The organism is Streptomyces sp. NPDC044044 (assembly GCF_056434405.1).
The window spans coordinates 1-18,888 of the sequence record NZ_JBWKFG010000010.1 but is presented as its reverse complement, the minus strand read 5'-3'; the positions used below and the strand labels follow the sequence as shown (position 1 = coordinate 18,888).

General features: G+C 69.8%; 17 protein-coding genes and 1 rRNA gene. 9 read left to right on the top strand and 9 right to left on the bottom strand.

Annotated features, from left to right (window positions below):
* Positions 1-33 precede the first annotated feature (33 nt).
* Both serB and AC07AG_RS33590 read right to left on the bottom strand, forming a co-directional pair.
* Positions 34-1,248: a phosphoserine phosphatase SerB gene (gene serB / locus AC07AG_RS33595; RefSeq protein WP_478759999.1), complete on the bottom strand. Its 1,215-nt coding sequence runs from the start codon at positions 1,246-1,248 to the stop codon at positions 34-36.
* Positions 1,249-1,961: 713 nt separating this feature from the next.
* Complete coding sequence (locus tag AC07AG_RS33590; RefSeq protein WP_478759997.1) at positions 1,962-3,668, bottom strand: streptophobe family protein; 1,707 nt, start codon at positions 3,666-3,668, stop codon at positions 1,962-1,964.
* Positions 3,669-3,932: 264 nt separating this feature from the next.
* Between AC07AG_RS33590 and AC07AG_RS33585 the strand changes: the two genes are divergently transcribed.
* Positions 3,933-6,542: an ABC transporter ATP-binding protein/permease gene (locus AC07AG_RS33585; RefSeq protein WP_478759995.1), complete on the top strand. Its 2,610-nt coding sequence runs from the start codon at positions 3,933-3,935 to the stop codon at positions 6,540-6,542.
* 113 nt (positions 6,543-6,655) lie between these two features.
* Here the strand turns inward: AC07AG_RS33585 and AC07AG_RS33580 are convergent, their stop codons facing one another.
* The 3 genes from AC07AG_RS33580 to AC07AG_RS33570 all read right to left on the bottom strand — a co-directional run bounded on the left by AC07AG_RS33580 (position 6,656) and on the right by AC07AG_RS33570 (position 9,469).
* Positions 6,656-7,375, bottom strand: a complete 720-nt coding sequence (locus AC07AG_RS33580; RefSeq protein ID WP_478759993.1) for a transglycosylase SLT domain-containing protein — start codon at positions 7,373-7,375, stop codon at positions 6,656-6,658.
* Between the two features lie 295 nt (positions 7,376-7,670).
* A complete protein-coding gene (locus AC07AG_RS33575) occupies positions 7,671-8,771 on the bottom strand; it encodes an S-adenosylmethionine:tRNA ribosyltransferase-isomerase (RefSeq protein ID WP_478759991.1) in 1,101 nt (366 codons plus the stop codon).
* The gene (locus tag AC07AG_RS33570; protein WP_478759989.1) at positions 8,768-9,469 is read right to left on the bottom strand and encodes an SDR family NAD(P)-dependent oxidoreductase; all 702 of its coding nucleotides are present in this window, start codon (positions 9,467-9,469) and stop codon (positions 8,768-8,770) included. Before AC07AG_RS33570 ends, AC07AG_RS33575 begins: the two co-directional genes overlap by 4 nt.
* Positions 9,470-9,662: 193 nt before the next feature.
* On the opposite strand from AC07AG_RS33570, the gene AC07AG_RS33565 reads away from it, so the two are divergent.
* From AC07AG_RS33565 to AC07AG_RS33555, 3 genes are all read left to right on the top strand, one after another.
* Positions 9,663-10,808: a GAF domain-containing sensor histidine kinase gene (locus AC07AG_RS33565; RefSeq protein WP_478759987.1), complete on the top strand. Its 1,146-nt coding sequence runs from the start codon at positions 9,663-9,665 to the stop codon at positions 10,806-10,808.
* Positions 10,801-11,463 carry a response regulator gene (locus AC07AG_RS33560; RefSeq protein WP_478759985.1) on the top strand — a complete coding sequence of 221 codons (663 nt, stop codon included), beginning with the start codon at positions 10,801-10,803 and terminating at the stop codon, positions 11,461-11,463. The genes AC07AG_RS33565 and AC07AG_RS33560 overlap by 8 nt, the downstream gene beginning before the upstream one ends.
* A 170-nt stretch (positions 11,464-11,633) precedes the next feature.
* Positions 11,634-11,879 carry a chaplin gene (locus AC07AG_RS33555; RefSeq protein ID WP_249590764.1) on the top strand — a complete coding sequence of 82 codons (246 nt, stop codon included), beginning with the start codon at positions 11,634-11,636 and terminating at the stop codon, positions 11,877-11,879.
* A gap of 210 nt (positions 11,880-12,089) precedes the next feature.
* Here AC07AG_RS33555 and AC07AG_RS33550 read toward each other — a convergent pair whose 3' ends face one another.
* Positions 12,090-12,872, bottom strand: coding sequence for a hypothetical protein (locus AC07AG_RS33550; RefSeq protein WP_478759983.1), 783 nt, complete (start codon positions 12,870-12,872; stop codon positions 12,090-12,092).
* Positions 12,873-12,995: 123 nt separating this feature from the next.
* Between AC07AG_RS33550 and AC07AG_RS33545 the strand changes: the two genes are divergently transcribed.
* From AC07AG_RS33545 to AC07AG_RS33535, 3 genes are all read left to right on the top strand, one after another.
* The gene (locus tag AC07AG_RS33545; protein WP_478759981.1) at positions 12,996-13,793 is read left to right on the top strand and encodes an ABC transporter ATP-binding protein; all 798 of its coding nucleotides are present in this window, start codon (positions 12,996-12,998) and stop codon (positions 13,791-13,793) included.
* Between the two features lie 83 nt (positions 13,794-13,876).
* Positions 13,877-14,305: an NfeD family protein gene (locus AC07AG_RS33540; protein ID WP_249590767.1), complete on the top strand. Its 429-nt coding sequence runs from the start codon at positions 13,877-13,879 to the stop codon at positions 14,303-14,305.
* 118 nt (positions 14,306-14,423) lie between these two features.
* Positions 14,424-15,356 carry an SPFH domain-containing protein gene (locus AC07AG_RS33535; RefSeq protein ID WP_344518813.1) on the top strand — a complete coding sequence of 311 codons (933 nt, stop codon included), beginning with the start codon at positions 14,424-14,426 and terminating at the stop codon, positions 15,354-15,356.
* 67 nt (positions 15,357-15,423) lie between these two features.
* Here the strand turns inward: AC07AG_RS33535 and AC07AG_RS33530 are convergent, their stop codons facing one another.
* From AC07AG_RS33530 to AC07AG_RS33520, 3 genes are all read right to left on the bottom strand, one after another.
* Positions 15,424-15,930 carry an HNH endonuclease gene (locus AC07AG_RS33530; RefSeq protein ID WP_478759979.1) on the bottom strand — a complete coding sequence of 169 codons (507 nt, stop codon included), beginning with the start codon at positions 15,928-15,930 and terminating at the stop codon, positions 15,424-15,426.
* Between the two features lie 147 nt (positions 15,931-16,077).
* A complete protein-coding gene (locus AC07AG_RS33525) occupies positions 16,078-16,617 on the bottom strand; it encodes a YbhB/YbcL family Raf kinase inhibitor-like protein (RefSeq protein ID WP_249590770.1) in 540 nt (179 codons plus the stop codon).
* A gap of 60 nt (positions 16,618-16,677) precedes the next feature.
* Complete coding sequence (locus AC07AG_RS33520; RefSeq protein WP_249590771.1) at positions 16,678-17,460, bottom strand: sporulation protein; 783 nt, start codon at positions 17,458-17,460, stop codon at positions 16,678-16,680.
* A 165-nt stretch (positions 17,461-17,625) separates the two neighbouring features.
* Between AC07AG_RS33520 and AC07AG_RS33515 the strand changes: the two genes are divergently transcribed.
* Both AC07AG_RS33515 and AC07AG_RS33510 read left to right on the top strand, forming a co-directional pair.
* Positions 17,626-18,267, top strand: a complete 642-nt coding sequence (locus AC07AG_RS33515) for a DNA-3-methyladenine glycosylase (RefSeq protein ID WP_478759977.1) — start codon at positions 17,626-17,628, stop codon at positions 18,265-18,267.
* 531 nt (positions 18,268-18,798) lie between these two features.
* A 16S ribosomal RNA gene (locus AC07AG_RS33510) occupies positions 18,799-18,888 on the top strand; the annotation flags it as partial.

The following is an 18,888-nucleotide window of genomic DNA, read 5'->3' as shown; positions in this document are numbered from 1 at the left end:
CGGCGTACGACGTGACGCAGGAGCGGCCCGACGTCAGTCGGTGTGCGTGTCCGCCGCTTCGACCTCTTCGCGGGTGACGCCGAGGAGGTAGAGGACGGTGTCGAGGAAGGGGACGTTCACCGCCGTGTGCGCGGCCTCGCGGACGACGGGCTTGGCGTTGAAGGCGACACCGAGACCGGCCGCGTTCAGCATGTCGAGGTCGTTGGCGCCGTCGCCGATCGCGACGGTCTGCTCCAGCGGGACCCCGGCCTCATCGGCGAAGCGGCGCAGCAGCCGGGCCTTGCCCGCGCGGTCCACGATCTCGCCGGTCACCTTGCCGGTGAGCTTGCCGTCGACGATCTCCAGGGTGTTGGCCTGGGCGAAGTCGAGGCCGAGGCGTTCCTTCAGATCATCGGTGACCTGGGTGAACCCGCCCGACACGACGCCCACTTGGTAGCCGAGGCGCTTGAGCGTGCGGATGAGGGTGCGGGCGCCGGGGGTGAGGCGGACCTCGGAACGGACCTTGTCGACGACCGAGGCGTCGAGCCCGGCGAGCAGCTCCACGCGGGCGTGCAGCGACTGCTCGAAGTCCAGCTCTCCGGCCATCGCGGCGGCGGTCACCTCGGCGACCTTGTCCTCGCAGCCTGCGTGCGCCGCGAAGAGTTCGATCACCTCGTCCTGGATCAGGGTCGAGTCGACGTCCATCACGATGAGCCGCTGGGCGCGGCGGTGCAGGCCCGCGGCGACGACGGCGACGTCCACGCCGAGCCTCGCGGCCTCCAGGGCGAGGGCGGTGCGCAGCGGCTCGGTCTCCGTGCCGGAGACGGCGAACTCGACTGCGGTGACCGGGTACTTGGCGAGGCGGAAGATGCGGTCGATGTTGCCGCCGGTATCGGTGATGCGGGCGGCGATCGCGGCGGTCGACTCGGCGGTCAGGGGGTGGCCGAGCACGGTGACGTGGGAACGGCCGAGGCCACGGGGACGGTTGTCACCGATGCCCGAGATGATCTCGGCCTGCATCCTCAGGGAATCGGCCCAGCTGTGCACGGTGGACCGCAGGTCTCCCTCCAGGCCGACCGGCGGCGCGGTCACGAGCGCGCACAGCACTATGCGGCCACGGGTGACGACCTGCTCGATGTCGACCACGTCGACGGAGTAGGCGGCGAGGGTGTCGAAGAGGCCTGCGGTGATTCCGGGGCGGTCCTTGCCGAAGATCTTGACGAGGAGCGTGGGGACGTCGGCGGGCTGCGGGGGCTGCGAAGCGCTCATGGTGATCCCACCGTATCCGGCGGTGCGGCTCAGCTGCCGGGGTGGTCCGCGTGCCGGACACGCCGTGGGCTGGGACGCGTCGTCACCCGCCGCCAGGCGGGACACCTTCAACCGCCGCTGCGCGGCGGATTCCTCCCTTCCCCTCCCGGCCCACCGGTTTGCCCGGCGACGGCCTTCTCCCGCCCGCCCGTCTGTCCTCCGGTGGTTTTCTCCTGCCGACCTGCCGACCTGCCGACCTGCGACCCGCCGACCTGCGACCTGCCGACCCGCCCACCTGCCCGTCGGCCCTGCTGTGGTTCCCACCCGGCTGCCCGCTTGCCCTGCGGTGGTCTTTCTCCCGCCGACCTGCCGACCTGCCCGTCGGCCCTGCTGTGGTTCCCACCCGGCTGCCCGCTTGCCCTGCGGTGGTCTTTCTCCCGCCGACCCGCCCACCTGCCCGTCGGCCCTGCTGTGGTTCCCACCCGGCCGCCCGCTTGCCCTGCGGTGGTTCTTCTCCCACCCGCCCGCCCCTCTTTACCCAGCGCCGCCCACCCCCCATCCACCGCGGGGTGCTCGGGTGGGTGGGCGGGAAAGGATCCGCCGCGAAGCGGCGGCACAGGCACACCCCGCTAGCCGGAGGAGACCGGCGTTACCGCCCCTGCCGCCCGGAGGCGTGGTGGCGCGGCGGCACAGGCACAGGCACACCCCGCCCCCCCCGGAAGGGAAAAGCCGACCTACCCCCTACCGCCCCGGCCGCCCGCAGGGCCCCGCCCCGGAGGAGGCGGTGGCGGTGGCGGCGGGGGAGGCCAGTCGCCGTTCCCTGAGGGGCGAGGCCGCGGCTTCGGTTGCGGGGGAGGCGTGACCGGTCCCACCACCGTCGGCGCCCCGGAGACATCACGCGGCGGCCGGAGGTAAGGGTTGGTGTCAGGGTTCGCGGGCCGGTACGGATCGCCGGGGCTGTACGGCCCCGGAACGGGAGCCCGCACCCCACCCGCCGCCACCCCGGCAGGCGGCGCAACCCCAGGCGCCCCCTCGGCAAGGGCAAGCGGCGCAACCCTGCCCCCCGCGGCCCCGCTCGCCACCGCGAGCAACGCCCCCACCGCTCCCGCACCGGCGCCCCACGCCGCACCCAGCAGGAACGCCATCCCCAGCCGACCGTGCAGATCGATCCCCGCCCCGAACGCGTCGAAGCCGAGCACCGACAGCGAGGCGTCCGCGGACACCCCCGTCAGCCACACCATCAACGGCAGCGCGAGCGCGGTCACCGCGCCGAGCCGCACCGCGCACTGCCCCGCGAACCTCAAGGCACCCGTCCGGCCACGTGAGTAGGGGGTGCGGACAGCCGTGAGCACCCCGGCGAACAGGATCATCAGCGCCGCCGCGACGCCGAGGAGCCAGACCCGGCTGTCGAGTTCCGCGAGCCGCCCCAGCGTCACCGCCTCGTTCCCCGAGCCGCCCGACCCCGTCAGGAGGTCGTCCAGCGGATCCGGGAGCAGCTTCGCCAGCTCACCCGTCGCCTCGCCGTCCCACGGCACGAAGAGCCCGATCGGCACCCCGAGCCACACCCCGTTCGGCGCCCCGAGCAGCGCGGCCCCCGCGATGCGCTTGGGATGGGCGTCGCCGATCATCGCGTACAGCGCCGCCGTGAGCCCGGCGAGCACCGCCACGAGCGCCACCGCGACCAGGCCGGAGGCGGCGGGCCGCACCACGCGGTGCACGGCGTTCCACCCCCGCGGCAGCGGCGTACGGCGTGAGGCGAGCAGCGCGATCAACAGGACGCCGATGACCCACACCGCGCCCCCGAGCAGCGTCGGACCCGTGTCCACGGTGAAGCCGACCGCGGCCTTCGCCTGCGCCAGATCGCCGAGCCGGTCGGGCAGCAGGCCGCCGACGTCACCGAGCCCGTCGGGGAGTTTGTCCGTGATGTCGTCCGGGAGCTGGTCGAGTCCCTCGCCGATGCCCTTGTCGATCCCCAGCTGGTCGCCGTCGATCGTGATGATGTCGTGACCTGCCCATGCCAGCCCGCCGAGCATCGCCACAAAGAGGACGATCACCGCACCCGCGCGCGCGGCCAGTTCGGCGGGAGTGATCACAACTCCCGCCGCGCGCAAGGAACGTAGGAAGAAATACGCCAGCAGTACCGCCCCCGCGAGTCCGACGCCCAGCGGCGCGATGTCGATGGCGGTGGTCGCATCGGCCCCTTCGAGCCCGAACGCCGAGACGTCACCGGACGGGGTGACCGAGCCCCCCGCGCCGAGCGCGACCACAGCGGCCGTCATCGGCCCCAGTGACCCCACCGTGTCCGCGCCGAGCAGATGCAGACCGAGCGCCGCCGTGCCGGCCATGCCGACAAGAGCCCAGCTCACGGCGGCGATCGCGGAGAGCAGCACATCGCCCCACCGCACGCCCCGGCCTTCGGCTTGTTTCCCGCCGGTCTCCATGAGGACCCCCCGACTTCCGCCGCGTCGCCCTATTGAATGCGGAATGTGCGCAATGCGCATGATCCGTATGCACTCGTGGGCGGTTACTACTCTCCGGGGCGGTTTCTGCCCCGTCAACGGGGCGGTCGCTCAGGCCCGTACGCAGTCTTCACAAGGCCCGACTTTCGGTCAGAGGCCTCCGCCTGAAATAGTTCCTCCCGATGTTCGACATCCCTAGACTCCCCATATGGGGGCTAGCTCGGGGGACAACTCAGTGGGGCTGGAGTGCCGGAACTCGTACTGGAATTGAATGGAAGGACCTGGACGCTCGATCCGTCCAGGTCATACACCCTCGGACGTGATCCGCAGGGAGATCTCGCGCTTGACGACGCCAGGGTGTCCTGGCGTCACGCCACGATCAGCTGGAGCGGCCGCAGTTGGGTCATCGAGGACCACGGCAGCACCAACGGCACCTTTGTGCAGGGCCAGCGGATCCACCAGATGGAAATCGGCCCCGGCTCGGCCGTGAACCTCGGCAACGCGACCGACGGCCCGCGGCTGAATGTGTCCGGCAGCGCGTCGGGTGCCGCCGCCGTGTCCGCGCCGCAGCAGGCCGCTCAGCAGGCACCGGCCCATCAGGCGCCGCAACACCAGGCACCGCAGCACCACGCGCAGCAGCAGGGCGGACCCGGCTGGGCCGCCCAGGCACCCCAGCAGCAGGCGCCGCAGCACCACGCGCCGCAGCAGATGCCCCAGCAGCAGGGCTGGCAGCAGCAGCCCCAGCAGCAGGCTCATCACCAGCAGCCTCAGCAGCCGCAGGTCCCGCAGCAGCAGGGCCCCGGTGCGGGTTCCGGCGGTGTCGCGGGGGCCCCGCCGGTCTACGGAGACCGCAGCCCGACGACGTTCCACCAGCTCTCGCTCGGCCGCAAGATGCGCATCGGCCGTGCCCTGGAGAACGAACTGGTCGTCTCCGACCTCCAGGTCTCGCGGCACCACGCCGAGTTCACGGCCACTCCGGACGGCCGCTTCGAGATCCACGACCTCGGCTCGCACAACGGCACGTACATCAACGGTCAGCCGATCGCGAAGTCGGGCACGGCCCTCATCGGCCCGAACGACATCGTCAGCGTCGGTCACTCGACGTTCCGGCTCGTCGGCGACCGGCTCGAGGAGTTCGTCGACACCGGTGAGGTCTCCTTCTCCGCCCGCCACCTGACGGTGACGGTCGACGGCGGCAAGGACATCCTCAAGGACGTCTCCTTCGGCGTCCCGGAGAAGTCGCTCATCGCGGTCATCGGCCCCTCGGGCTCCGGAAAGTCCACCCTCCTCAAGGCGCTCACCGGCTACCGGCCCGCCAACAAGGGCGACGTCCTCTACGACAACCGGAACCTCTACAAGCAGTTCGCCGAGCTGCGCCAGCGCATCGGTCTGGTCCCGCAGGACGACATCCTGCACAAGGAACTGACCGTCAAGAAGGCCCTCAAGTACGCCGCCAAGCTGCGCTTCCCCTCGGACACCAGCGAGCAGGAGCGCGAGCAGCGCATCGACGAGGTCCTGCGCGAGCTCAAGCTGGACATCCACAAGGAGAAGAAGGTCACCTCCCTCTCCGGTGGCCAGCGCAAGCGTGTGTCGGTGGCCCTTGAGCTGCTCACCAAGCCGTCGCTGATCTTCCTGGACGAGCCGACCTCCGGCCTCGACCCGGGCATGGACCGCGACGTCATGCAGCTCCTGCGCGGCCTCGCCGACGACGGCCGTACGGTCCTGGTCGTCACGCACTCGGTCGCCGAGCTTGCGATCTGCGACAAGCTCCTGGTGATGGCGCCGGGCGGCTCGGTCGCGTACTTCGGTCCGCCAGAGGAAGCGCTCAACTTCTTCGGCTACCAGACGTGGGCGGACGTCTTCTCGGCGTTCGAGAACTACCGCGACTACGACTGGGCGGGCCGCTGGAAGGGCTCGCAGCACTACCAGATGTACGCCGCCGACATCGACGCCGTGGCCGCGCAGTCGGTCCACATGCCGCCGCCGCAGGCGATCAGGCCGCCCAAGCCGCAGGGCTGGGGCTCCCAGCTGTGGACCCTGATCCGCCGCTACACCTCGGTGATCGCCTCCGACAAGGGCTTCCTGGGCCTGATGGTGATCCTGCCCGCGGTCCTCGGCATCGTCAGCGTCGTCATCCCGGCCGACTTCGGGCTCGGCCCGCCCAAGCCGCCGGCGAAGTTCAACGGCGACGCGGGCACGATCATGCTGATCCTCGCGGTCGGCATGTGCTTCTCGGGCGCGGCCAACTCCGTACGTGAGCTGATCAAGGAACGGGTCATCTACGAACGGGAGCGGGCCACCGGCCTTTCCCGCTCGGCGTACCTGATGTCCAAGGTCATCGTCCTCGGCGTGATCACGGCCTTCCAGGGCGTCATCATCTGCGGCATCGGCTTCGCGACCCGCGACATGCCCGAAGAGGGCCTGATCATGCCCCCGGCCGTCGAGATCTGCCTGGTCATCATCGCGCTGGGCTTCACCTCGATGATGTTCGGCCTTGTCATCTCCTCGCTGGTGAAGACCTCCGAGAAGACCATGCCGCTCCTGGTGATGTTCGCCATCGTCCAGGTCGTCTTCACCGGCGTGCTCTTCCAGGTCTACGGCTCGCCGGGCCTGGAGCAGTTCGCCTGGCTGATGCCCTCGCGCTGGGCCATCGCCGGCGCCGGCGCCACGCTGGACCTGGCACACCTCATGCCGCCGTGGGACCCGAAGAAGCCGGGCGACCTCGACCCGCTGTGGGAGCACTCGGCGGGACAGTGGGGCATGAACATCACGATCCTGCTCGCGATCGGCGTCATCTGCGGCTTCGCGGTCGCGCGACTGCTGCGCCGCCACGAGCCTGAGGTCATGCGCAAGTAGTCACGTCCGCCCGCGGACACGGGCAGACGAGAAGGGCGGCACCCCCGGTGGGGTGCCGCCCTTCGGCGTCTGACGAGCCTCGGCGAAGAGGTCCGTTGATCAGGAGATCAGGCTCAGTAGGCGCCGTTCACGTTGTCCATCGAGCCGTACCGGTCGGCCGCGTAGTTGGCCGCGGCCGTGATGTTGGCGACCGGGTCGTAGATGTTCGTGGACGTGCCCTCGACGTGGTACGCGTTGAACGTGGGCTGGATGACCTGGAGCAGGCCGACCGACGGGGTGCCGTTGATGGCGTTGATGTCCCAGCCGTTCTTGGCGTTCGGGTTGCCCGCGGACTCACGGATGATGTTGCGGTGCAGGCCCTCGTAGGAGCCGGGGATGCCCTTGGCCTTCATGATGTCCAGGGACTGGCGGATCCAGCCGTCGAGGTTGTTGGCGTAGACCGGCTTGCGCGCGGCGGCACGGCTCGCGGCTTCCTTGGCCTTGCGCTCGTCCTCGGCCTTCTTCTTGGCCGCGGCCTCCTCGTCGGCCCGCTTCTTCGCGGCGGCGTCGGCCTCGGCCTTCGCCTTCGCGGCGGCGGCGTCCTTGGCCTGCTTGTCGGCGGTGTTCTGCTGCTTGATGACACCGGCGTGGACGGCCTGCTGGGCGTCGACGTTCTGCTTGAAGGCCACCGGGGCCGCTTCGAGGCTCTGCGTCTGCGTTCCCGCATCGGCGCTGCCCGGCACGAGGGAGAACGCGAGGGCGGCGGCGCCGAGCGTGGCGACACCGGCGATCGAGAACTTCTGGGTCTTGGTCAGCGCGGGGCGACTATGACCAGGGGTGCTGTGCTGGGACATGGCTGATGGACCTCTTCGAATCGCGGAGGTCGCTCTGGCCGGCGGGGGACATTTGCTTCTCCGGCACAAACGCCGCGGTGCGAGACCGCGGCGCCGAGCGACGGGAGCAATTCTTAGCGGGCGCAAAATTCTGTGGCAAAGCAGTGACGTACGAAGCCGGATAGTGGATCAGGGGGTCCGGCGTACGCTTTGACGGCATTGCGCCCCGTACAGATAAAGGGATATCTCATCCACTAGGGGACTTCGTACGTGACGTGCGTCCTATGCGCGGGCTCACATAGGACGCGTAACAACCTCACCAACAGTTGCCCTCGCAACTCTCTGTGTGAGCAAACTCCTCCGGAAGGAGGAGATGTACGTCGCCGAACTCGTGCCAGAGGTAGAGACGGCGTACCGCCTCCGCGTAACCCCGGTCCACGGCGGCCCGGCCCGCGACCGCCTCCAGCATCAGCAGATGCGAGGCCTGCGGCTCGTGCAGCCCCGTGAGCAGTCCGTCCACCACGCGCACGCCCCGCTCAGGCGTCACCACGAGCTCCGTACGGCCCGCTGACACCCGGACCACCCCGTCGGACCCCGTGGCGGACTCGACGGCGCGCACGGCCGTCGTGCCCACCGCGATGACCCGCCCGCCGCCCGCCCTCGCGGCATTGACCAGCCGCGCCGACGTCTCCGGCACCTCGAAGAGCTCGGGGTACGGCGGCTCGGGCGCCTCGGGCGACGCCACCCCCGTGTGCAGGACGACCGGCGCGAACTGCACACCCCGGCTCACCAGGCGTGCCACGAGGCCCGCGGTGAAGGGCCGCGCCGCGCTCGGCATCTCCGCGCTGCCCGTCCCGTCGGCCGTCGGCAGCGCGAACACGGTCTGGTGGGCGGAGAGCGGCTGGTCCCTGTCCGTATAGGAGTAACGGATGGGACGCCCGTGCCGCCGCAGCAGCGAGGGCACATCGGCCGACACCCGGGCCCACCACAGCCGCCCGCTCCCCGGGGCCAGCGGCTCGTCGAGGACGAGGCGTACGTCCCCGGGGAGCCGCACGACTGAATTCGCGGGCCCGCCCGCGCGCGCCCGCGTGGTGCCCCGGCCATCAGGATCCCGCAACTCGACGGCCCACCGTCCGTCGTCGCCCCGGGTCGAGAAATGCACCACCACGCGCGCGTGCCATGCGGTTCCGACGGCCTTGACGGTTCCGTCGACCGCGGCGGGCAGCGTCTGTGAGGTGTTCACGATCAGCAGGTCCCCGGCCCGCAGCAGCGCGGGCAGGTCGGCGAACGCGTGATGGGACACCTCCGTCCCGTGCGACACCAGCAGCCGCACCGCGTCCCTGCCGAGCCCCGGACCCCGCTGCTCGGCGGGGACACGGGCCGACAGCTCATCGGGCACCCGCACGGCCAGTGTCATCGCGCGTCCAGAAGAGAAGGAGCGGCGTAGCGCCCGCTCGCCGGGCGCTCGTCCAGCAGCCGCAGGAAGGAGGGCACCACCGTCTCGGGCAACGGGCGGCCCGACGCGTCTTCGTCGTCCGGAACGGCCGCCTCGTAGAGATCGGTCCGCATGTCACCGGGATCGACCGCCCACACCCTGAGCCCCGGCTCCTCCACGGCAAGGACCGCCGACAGATGATCGAGAGCGGCCTTGGACGCTCCGTACCCGCCCCACGTCTCGTACGCCTCGACGGCCGCGTCGGAGCTGACGTCGACCACCGCCCCCGCCCCCGAGGCCCGCAACAGAGGCAGCGCCTCCTGGACAAGCCCCAGAGCCGCCACCACATTGGTCTCCAGCGCCTCCCGCAGCCCGTCGAGCGTGAGCTCCTCAAGGCGCACGAGAGGCTCCGCACCCAGCGCGCTCGCGTTGTTCACCAGCAGATCGAGACCGCCCAGCTTGTGCGCCGCGGTCACCAGATCCGCCCGGTGCCCGGCATCCGTGACATCCCCGGCGACGGCCTCCACGCGCGTGCCGTGCCCCGCCAGGTCCCGTGCGGACCCATCGAGCGCGTCGGCCGTTCTCGCGTCGAGCACGAGATCCCAGCCGCGCTCGGCGAGCGCCGCCGCCAGCGCACGCCCCAGTCCCTTCGAAGCCCCCGTGATGATCGCTACCGGCATGACATCCGTCCCCTCGGGTCGCCCTGGCAGCCGCTTCTCCAGCGGATGACCCCACGGTAGGAACGGACCCGTCCCCGGCGCCTCGTGCGCGGGCCGCAACGCCTCAGGGCCCTTCGGCCTACGCCCACGGGCCTAGGCTCCGGCCGCCACAGGTCCGATACGCACTGTCACACCCCGCCGGTACGGTGAGGCCATGAGTCAAGGTCACCGGTCCGGCCTGAACGCGGTGAGCTCCGCGCTTCTCGCCATGAGCAGGCAGCTGGAGGTGCGCGACGTCCTCAAGACGATCGTCGCCTCGGCCCGCGAGCTGCTCGACGCGGAGTATGCGGCGCTCGGTGTCCCGGACGACCACGGAGGGTTCGCCCAGTTCGTCGTCGACGGCGTCAGCGACGAGCAGTGGCGAGCCATCGGCCCGCTGCCCCGTCAGCACGGCATCCTCGCCGCGATGCTGCACAAGGCCGAGCCCGAGCGTCTCGCCGACGTGCGCACGGACCCGCGTTTCGAGGGCTGGCCGTCCGCCCACCCGGACATGTCCGACTTCCTGGGCCTGCCGATCCGGTACGGGGACGAGACACTCGGCGCGCTCTTCCTCGCCAACAAGAAGTGCCCCAAGCCGGACGGCGGTTGCGGTTTCACCGCCGAGGACGAGGAGCTTCTCTCGCTCCTCGCCCAGCACGCCGCGATAGCCCTCACGAACGCCCGGCTCTACGAACGCAGCCGCGAGCTGACCATCGCCGAGGAGCGCTCACGCCTCGCGCATGAACTGCACGACGCCGTCAGCCAGAAGCTGTTCTCGCTGCGCCTGACGGCCCAGGCCGCGGCGGCCCTGGTGGACCGCGACCCCTCGCGCGCCAAGGGCGAACTGCAGCAGGTGGCCGTGCTCGCGGCCGAGGCCGCCGACGAACTGCGCGCCGCCGTCGTGGAGTTGCGCCCCGCGGCCCTGGACGAGGACGGCCTGGTCGCCACCTTGCGCACGCACACGCAGGTCCTGGACCGCGCGCACTCCGCCGAAGTCACCTTCGAGAGCGGCGGAATCCGCGCCCTGCCGGCATCCCAGGAGGAGGCGATGCTGCGGGTCGCCCAGGAGGCCCTGCACAATGCCTTGCGCCACTCCGGCGCGGAACGCGTCTGCGTGACCCTGGTGCGTCGCGGAGCGGGAGCCGTGCTGCGCGTCACCGACGACGGCAGCGGCTTCGACCCGCGCGCGATCCGCCGCGCGGGGCGGCACTTGGGCCTGGTCTCCATGCGGGACCGGGCCGGCGGGGTCGGCGGACGGCTGACCGTGGAATCGGAGCCCGGAAAGGGCACGACGATCGAGATGGAGGTTCCCGGTGGCTGACGCTGTGCTCAATCCGAAGACAGGGATCCGGGTGCTGCTGGTCGACGACCACCAGGTGGTCCGCCGCGGTCTGCGTACGTTCCTCGAGGTGCAGGACGACATCGAGGTCGTGGGCGAGGCGTCGGACGGCGCCGAAGGGGTCGAGCAGGCCGAGAAGCTGAAACCGGACGTCGTCCTCATGGACGTCAAGATGCCGGGCATGGACGGCGTCGAGGCGCTGCGCAAGCTCCGCGAACTGGCCAACCCCGCGCGCGTGCTCATCGTCACCAGCTTCACCGAGCAGCGCACGGTGGTCCCGGCCCTGCGCGCGGGCGCCGCCGGGTATGTCTACAAGGACGTCGACCCGGAGGCCCTGGCGGGCGCCATCCGCTCCGTGCACGCGGGCCATGTGCTGCTCCAGCCCGAGGTGGCGGGGGCGCTGCTGTCCCAGGAGGAGGCCAACACCGGGCAGGGGAGGGGCGGTTCGCTCACCGAGCGGGAGCGCGAGGTCCTGGGGCTCATCGCCGACGGCCGCTCGAACCGCGAGATCGCGCGTGCGCTCGTGCTCTCCGAGAAGACCGTCAAGACCCACGTCTCGAACATCCTGATGAAGCTGGACCTCGCCGACCGCACCCAGGCCGCCCTGTGGGCCGTACGACATGGTGTGACCGGCTGATCCACGCTCCGGCGCACTCCGTCAACCGGCAGAACGGAACGTCGCGTTCCGGGCTGAGATTCATACCGTCGTGTGGATGTCCCTCGTTTGGCGCAACCTGTGAGCCGCCCGGCCGTTCTCCAGTGCGTGCTGCGGCGGCTGGCCGCAGCGATCGCAAGGAGGGTCCAGAAGTGAAGAACCTGAAGAAGGCCGCTGCTGTCACGATGGTGGCGGGTGGCCTCGTCGTCGCCGGTGCCGGTCTCGCCTCCGCCACGGGCGGCGCGCACGCGGACGGCAAGGCCGTGAAGTCGCCCGGCGTCGGCTCGGGCAACCTCGTCCAGGCGCCGGTGCACATTCCCGTGAACGCTGTGGGCAACACCGTGTCGGTCATCGGTGCCCTCAACCCGGCCTTCGCGAACAACGGCCTCAACACCTGAGGCACGCCCCAGGCGCAGCAGTGACTACCGGCCTCCCGGGTGCTTCCCCGGGGGGCCGGTCTGCTGTGCCCCGAAGGGGCGCGGAGAACCGTGCGACTGCGTCCCGCAAGGGGCGCGGGGAACTGCGCGACAAGCCACGACGCTCCCGCACCCGACAGTCTTTCCAGAACACACGGCACCGGAGCTCTGGCCGCTCCCGGGGCAGCGGGGCTAGCCCCGCTCCCGCTCCTCCACGTAAGCGTTATAGGCGGCCACCTGAGCCCGCCGAGCCGTCCGTTCGACCGGACGCAACGCCGCACCCCTCGCCGCCATCTCCGAGGCGCTCACGGCCCCGCCATGGCCGTTCTCGAACGCCACCGAGATCAGCAGGCCGACCCGCTGGGCCAGCTCCAACACCCGTACCGCACGCGGCGGGTATCCCGGTGCGAGAGCCTCACGCCCCCGCTCGGCCCGTGCCCGGTACGCGTCCACCGCCGCCTCCGCGACCGGACCCGAGCCCGCGACGTCGAGCTTCGAGAGCACCTCCGTCGCCTCCCGCAGCGCCTCGGTGAGCTCACGCTCCGCCTCGCCCAGCGAGGGCACATCGGCCGGCGGCGCCTCCCGTACCGGCAGGCAGTGCCAGAGGACCTCCACGTGGACATCACCGGCGGGCCCCGCCTCGGACACCTCGGGCACGAGGCCGTACGGCGCCCCGTAGGCGACGACGGCCTCCTCCGCCTCCAGCGCCCGCGCGTTGAAGGCGGGCGGCCCGCTGAGGCCGAGCGGATGGCCGGGCGCGGGCAGCGCGAGCCGGAGCCCGGTCACCCCCAGCGTGCGCAATCGTCCGAGGGCGAGTGTGAGACCGACAGGCCCCGACTCGCCGGGAAGACCTTCGACCCGGTGCACGGCGTCGTCGCCGACCATCGCGAGCACCGCGTCGTCCGGCGAGACAAGTCCGGCAAGAAGGGCATTTCCCCATGCTGCCAAGCGTCCTGAGCGTGGTTCCGAGAGCATGCGTACAGCCTAAGGACCGGGCTAAGGGCTGGAGCGCTCGGCCGGTGGCGTAGGTTTTCTCCCAGGGGACTGCGTCCACAGACGCAAGCGACAGCCGAGACTGCAATGGGAGACAACGCGCTCATGAGCGATGTACTGGAGCTGGAGGACGTATCCGTGGTCCGCGAGGGCCGGGCTCTGGTGGACCAGGTCTCCTGGTCGGTCAAGGAGGGTGAGCGATGGGTCATCCTCGGGCCGAACGGCGCGGGCAAGACCACCCTCCTGAACGTCGCGTCCAGCTACCTCTACCCGAGCACCGGCACCGCCACCATCCTCGGCGAGACCCTCGGCAAGCCCGGCACGGACGTCTTCGAGCTCCGCCCGCGCATCGGCGTCGCCGGCATCGCGATGGCCGAGAAGCTGCCCAAGGGCCAGACCGTGCTCCAGACGGTGCTCACGGCCGCGTACGGCATGACCGCCGGCTGGCACGAGAACTACGAGGACGTCGACGAGCAGCGCGCCCGCGCCTTCCTCGACCGCCTCGGCATGACCGACTACCTGGACCGCAAGTTCGGCACCCTCTCCGAGGGCGAGCGCAAGCGCACCCTGATCGCGCGCGCCTTGATGACGGACCCCGAGCTGCTCCTCCTCGACGAGCCCGCCGCGGGCCTCGACCTCGGCGGCCGCGAAGACCTCGTACGCCGCCTCGGCCGCCTCGCCCGCGACCCGATCGCCCCCTCGATGATCATGGTCACGCACCACGTCGAGGAGATCGCCCCCGGCTTCACCCACGTCCTCATGATCCGCCAGGGCAAGATCATGGCCGCGGGCCCGCTGGAGCTCGAACTGACCTCCCGCAACCTCTCCCTGTGCTTCGGACTGCCCCTGGTGGTCGAGGAGCGGGGCGAGCGCTGGAGCGCGCAGGGTCTCCCGCTCGGCTGACACCGGCGCGAACGGCAGGGCCCGCTCCGGCCGATAGATCACGTGCCCTGTGCGAGAAGGTCCCGCGGTCCTACCATGACCATGTGGACATCGACGCATGGGTGTGGTGGCTGATCGGCGCCGCCGCGCTCGGAATCCCGCTCGTACTGACCGCGATGCCGGAGTTCGGCATGCTCTCCGTGGGCGCCGTCGCGGGCGCCGTGACCGCGGGCCTCGGCGGCGGCACCGTACTCCAAGTCATCGTCTTCGCCGCGGTGTCGGTCGCGCTCATCGCGGTCGTACGCCCCGTGGCGGCGCGCCACCGCTCCCAACGGCCCGAACTGGCCACGGGAGTGGACGCGTTGCGGGGCAGGACGGCAGTCGTCCTGGAACGGGTCGACGCCTCAGGGGGCCGGATCAAGCTCGCCGGCGAGATCTGGTCGGCCCGCTCGCTGGACACCTCGCAGAGTTACGAGGCGGGACGCGAGGTGGATGTCGTCGAGATCGACGGAGCGACGGCCGTCGTCATGTGAATCCACCACGGCTTGTGCGACTGTCTGACAGACTCGACCAGCAAGATCTTCGCCGACCCGCGTTCCGGCTCTGCGGATCTTCCGGGAACACCGAGCAAGAGGGGTACGGGGAACAACGATGCAACCAATCATCATCGTCCTGATCATTCTGGTGGTGCTGGTCTTCATCGCCCTGATCAAGACGATCCAGGTGATTCCGCAGGCCAGCGCGGCGATCGTCGAGCGCTTCGGCCGCTACACACGCACGCTGAACGCGGGCCTGAACATCGTCGTCCCGTTCATCGACTCGATCCGCAACCGCATCGACCTCCGTGAACAGGTCGTCCCGTTCCCGCCCCAGCCGGTGATCACCCAGGACAACCTCGTGGTGAACATCGACACCGTCATCTACTACCAGGTGACCGACGCCCGCGCCGCGACGTACGAAGTCGCCAGCTACATCCAGGCGATCGAACAGCTCACCGTCACCACGCTCCGCAACATCATCGGTGGCATGGACCTGGAGCGGACCCTGACGTCCCGCGAGGAGATCAACGCCGCGCTGCGCGGCGTCCTCGACGAGGCAACCGGCAAGTGGGGCATCCGCGTCAACCGCGTCGAGCTCAAGGCGATCGAGCCGCCGACCTCCATCCAGGACTCGATGGAGAAGCAGATGCGCGCCGACCGCGACAAGCGCGCGGCGATCCTCCAGGCCGAAGGTGTCCGGCAGTCGGAGATCCTGCGCGCCGAAGGTGAGAAGCAGTCCGCGATCCTGCGCGCCGAAGGTGAGGCCAAGGCCGCGGCCCTGCGCGCCGAGGGCGAGGCCCAGGCGATCCGCACGGTCTTCGAGTCCATCCACGCCGGTGACGCGGACCAGAAGCTCCTCGCGTACCAGTACCTCCAGATGCTCCCGAAGATCGCCGAGGGCGACGCGAACAAGCTCTGGATCGTGCCCAGCGAGATCGGCGACGCACTCAAGGGCCTCGGCGGCGCGTTCGGCAACTTCAACCCCACGGGCGGCGGTTCCGGCGGCGCCCCCAAGGAACGCCGCGAACAGCCGCCGATCGACTGACGCAAGAAACCCGCGCCCCAAGGGGCGCGGGTAACTGCGCGCTCAGCCGGGAATCACCCGCACGCGGCTAAGCGGCAGACGTCGCCAGCCACTTCGGCAGCGTCGCCAAGCCGTCCCGCCCGAGCGCCAGCAACATCGCATCCGCAGGAGTCGGCTCGAAGGGCTGCCGCAGCAAGGGCATTCCGGCCTCCTCCGGCGTACGGTCCGCCTTGCGGTGATTGTCCGTCGCGCACGAAGCGACCGTGTTCATCCAGGAGTCCCTGCCGCCCTGCGCCCGCGGCACCACGTGGTCCACGGTCGTCGCCCGCCTCCCGCAGTACGCGCACCGGTGCTGGTCCCTCACGAGAACACCGCGCCGCGACCACGGAGCCTGTCTTCGGAACGGCACCCGTACATACCTGGAGAGCCTGATCACCCGCGGCACCGGTATCTCGACCGCTGCCGCGCGCACACGGAGTCCGGGGTGGGCCTGCTCCACGACAGCCTTGTCGCTGAGGACCAGCACGACGGCACGGTTCAGCGTCACCGTCGACAGCGGCTCGAAGCTCGCGTTCAGCACCAGCGTGTCCCGCATTTCGCCCACCTCCCGTATGCACACCGACCCACCCCCTGGCGGGCTGGGATCAACTCTGGCCGGGCACGCCGAGATGGACAACGCAATAAAAAATGCCCGCCCCTGATCACTTCCATGACCAGGGGCGGGCAAACGTTCAGTGAACGCTCAGCTACCGGCGGGAGCCGCGTACTCGGCGAGCACCTGCGCGCGCCCGAGCGTGTGGAACCGGAGGTTGAATCCGATGACGGCAGGCGAAGCGTCGGAGTCCGGCCCGAGCTTCTCCTGGTCCACCGCGTACACGGTGAACACATAACGGTGCGCCGGGTCACCGGGCGGCGGCGCCGCGCCCCCGAATTCCTTCGTCCCGTAGTCGTTCCGCACCTGCACCGCGCCCTCGGGCAGTCCCTCGAACTTGCCGCTGCCCGCACCGGTGGGCAGTTCGGTCACCGACACCGGGATGTCGATGACGGACCAGTGCCAGAACCCGCTACCGGTGGGAGCGTCCGGGTCGAAGCACGTCACGGCGAAGCTCTTGGTCTCCGGCGGGAAGCCCTCCCACCGCAGGTGCGGCGAGGTGTTCCCGGCCGCATGGACCTGAGCGTCCTTAAGGACCGCCCCCGGCTCGAAGTCCTCGCTCACGACCGTGAACGACGCCACGGGCGGATGGAAGTCATGGGGAAGCGGCGGCCTCTTGAGCTCGGTCACGTCGGCACCTCCTGGTTGGTTCCTGATCGGCGGTAGCTCTGCAGCTCTGCTCTCCCGAGCCTAGAACCAGTTGCGCTTGCTGCCGACCTGGGACAGCCACTCGTTGAGGTACGCCGCCCAGTCCGTGCCCTGGAAGTCGTTCAGGCCGACCTTGAACGACCGGAACGAGTCGCTGCCCTCGCTGAAGAGACCGGGCTTCTTGTCCATCTCCAGGATGACGTCCATCTCGCGGTCGTCGGCCACGAAGCTCAACTCGACCTGGTTCAGGCCGCGGTACTGCTGCGGCGGGAAGAACTCGATCTCCTGGTAGAACGGCAGCTTCTGCCGCGTGCCGCGGATGTGCCCGCGCTCCATGTCGGCGCTCTTGAAGCGGAAGCCCAGCTGGATGAAGGCGTCCAGGATGGCCTGCTGCGCCGGCAGCGGGTGCACGTTGACCGGGTCCAGGTCACCGGAGTCCACGGCCCGCGCGATCTCGAGCTCGGTGGTCACACCGATGTTCATCCCGCGCAGCTGCTGCCCGTCGATGGAGGTGATCGGCGTCTCCCAGGGGATCTCGAGGCCGAACGGCACCGCGTGCACCTGGCCCGCCTGGAGCGTGAAGGCCCCACCGAGGCGCAGCTTCGTGAACTCGATGTCCTGCTTCGTCTCCTGGTCGTTGCCCTCGACCTCGACCCGCGCCTGCAGACCGACGGACAGACCCTCGATCTCCTGGTCCACGGACCCGCCCTGGATGCGCACCTCACCCTGGACGACACCACCGGGTACGACATTGACCTCGGTCAGCACCGTCTCCACCGAGGCACCGCCGGCACCCAGGCTCGCAAGCAGCTTCTTGAACCCCATGACTCTCCTCCCCAGGCCCCGCCTGTGGTTCGACTCGACTCGACTTGAATCCTTGATCCATACAAACGCGGTGAACCCACGTCCGGTTCCGCGTCCTCACCCTGGCCATTAGTACGGCCGGTGACCACCTACCCGTACAGACCGTCTCCATTAGGCTCGGACGCCATGATCGAGGCCCTTGACCGTACGCCCCTCACACGTGACTTCTTCGAGCGCCCTGTCCTCGACGTGGCCCCGGATCTACTGGGCCGCATCCTCGTCCGCACCTCGCCGGACGGTCCGATCGAGCTGCGCCTGACAGAGGTGGAGGCGTACGCGGGCGAGGCCGATCCCGGGTCACATGCCTATCGCGGCCCCACCGCCCGCAACAGCGTGATGTTCGGTCCGCCCGGACACGCGTACGTCTACTTCACCTACGGCATGTGGCACTGCCTCAACGTGGTGTGCGGCCCGGAGGGCAAGGCGAGCGGAGTCCTGCTCAGGGCCGGGGAGATCACGACAGGCGCCGAGATCGCCCGCAAGCGTCGACTCTCGGCCCGCAACGACAGGGAACTGGCCAAAGGCCCGGCGCGCCTGGCCACAGCCCTTGACGTGGACCGAAGCCTGAACGGCACCGACCTCTGCGCGAACCGGGACGCCCCGCTCACCCTCCTTACGGGGACCCCCGTCCACCCCGACCAGGTCAGCAACGGCCCCCGCACGGGAGTCGGGGGCGACGGAGCCGTCCACCCCTGGCGCTTCTGGACCCCCAACGACCCGACGGTGAGCCCTTATCGGGCCCATACGCCCCGACGCCGCCGAACTTGACGCGGCCCATGGCGGACCGTAATGTGGCCCGAGCCGCTTGACCCGGGTACGGCAATCTGCCAGCAGCCGGAAGCGGCCAACCACTACCTACGACTTCCCCTCAGCGGGGGCGAATTTGGCGTGCTCGCATGCCTGAATTCGAACTCGCGGAACTCGATTATGAGTTGCCGAGGGAATCCGCTAACGTAGTGAACACGCCGAAAGGCAAAGGCCCTCCAACGGCCACCGGAAATGAAATCCGAACCGGAAACGGAACGGAAAACGGATCTGGTAAGGTTGGAAGCACGAAATACCGAAGGGAAGCGCCCGGAGGAAAGCCCGAGAGGGTGAGTACAAAGGAAGCGTCCGTTCCTTGAGAACTCAACAGCGTGCCAAAAGTCAACGCCAGATATGTTGATACCCCGTCTTCGGCCGTCATGGTCGGGACGAGGTTCCTTTGAAGAAAACATCAGCGAGGACGCTGTGAACCGGAAGATTATTCCTCTTCCTGGTTCCGCTCAACGCGGATGTCGTCCCGATTACGGGAAAACATTCACGGAGAGTTTGATCCTGGCTCAGGACGAACGCTGGCGGCGTGCTTAACACATGCAAGTCGAACGATGAAGCCCTTCGGGGTGGATT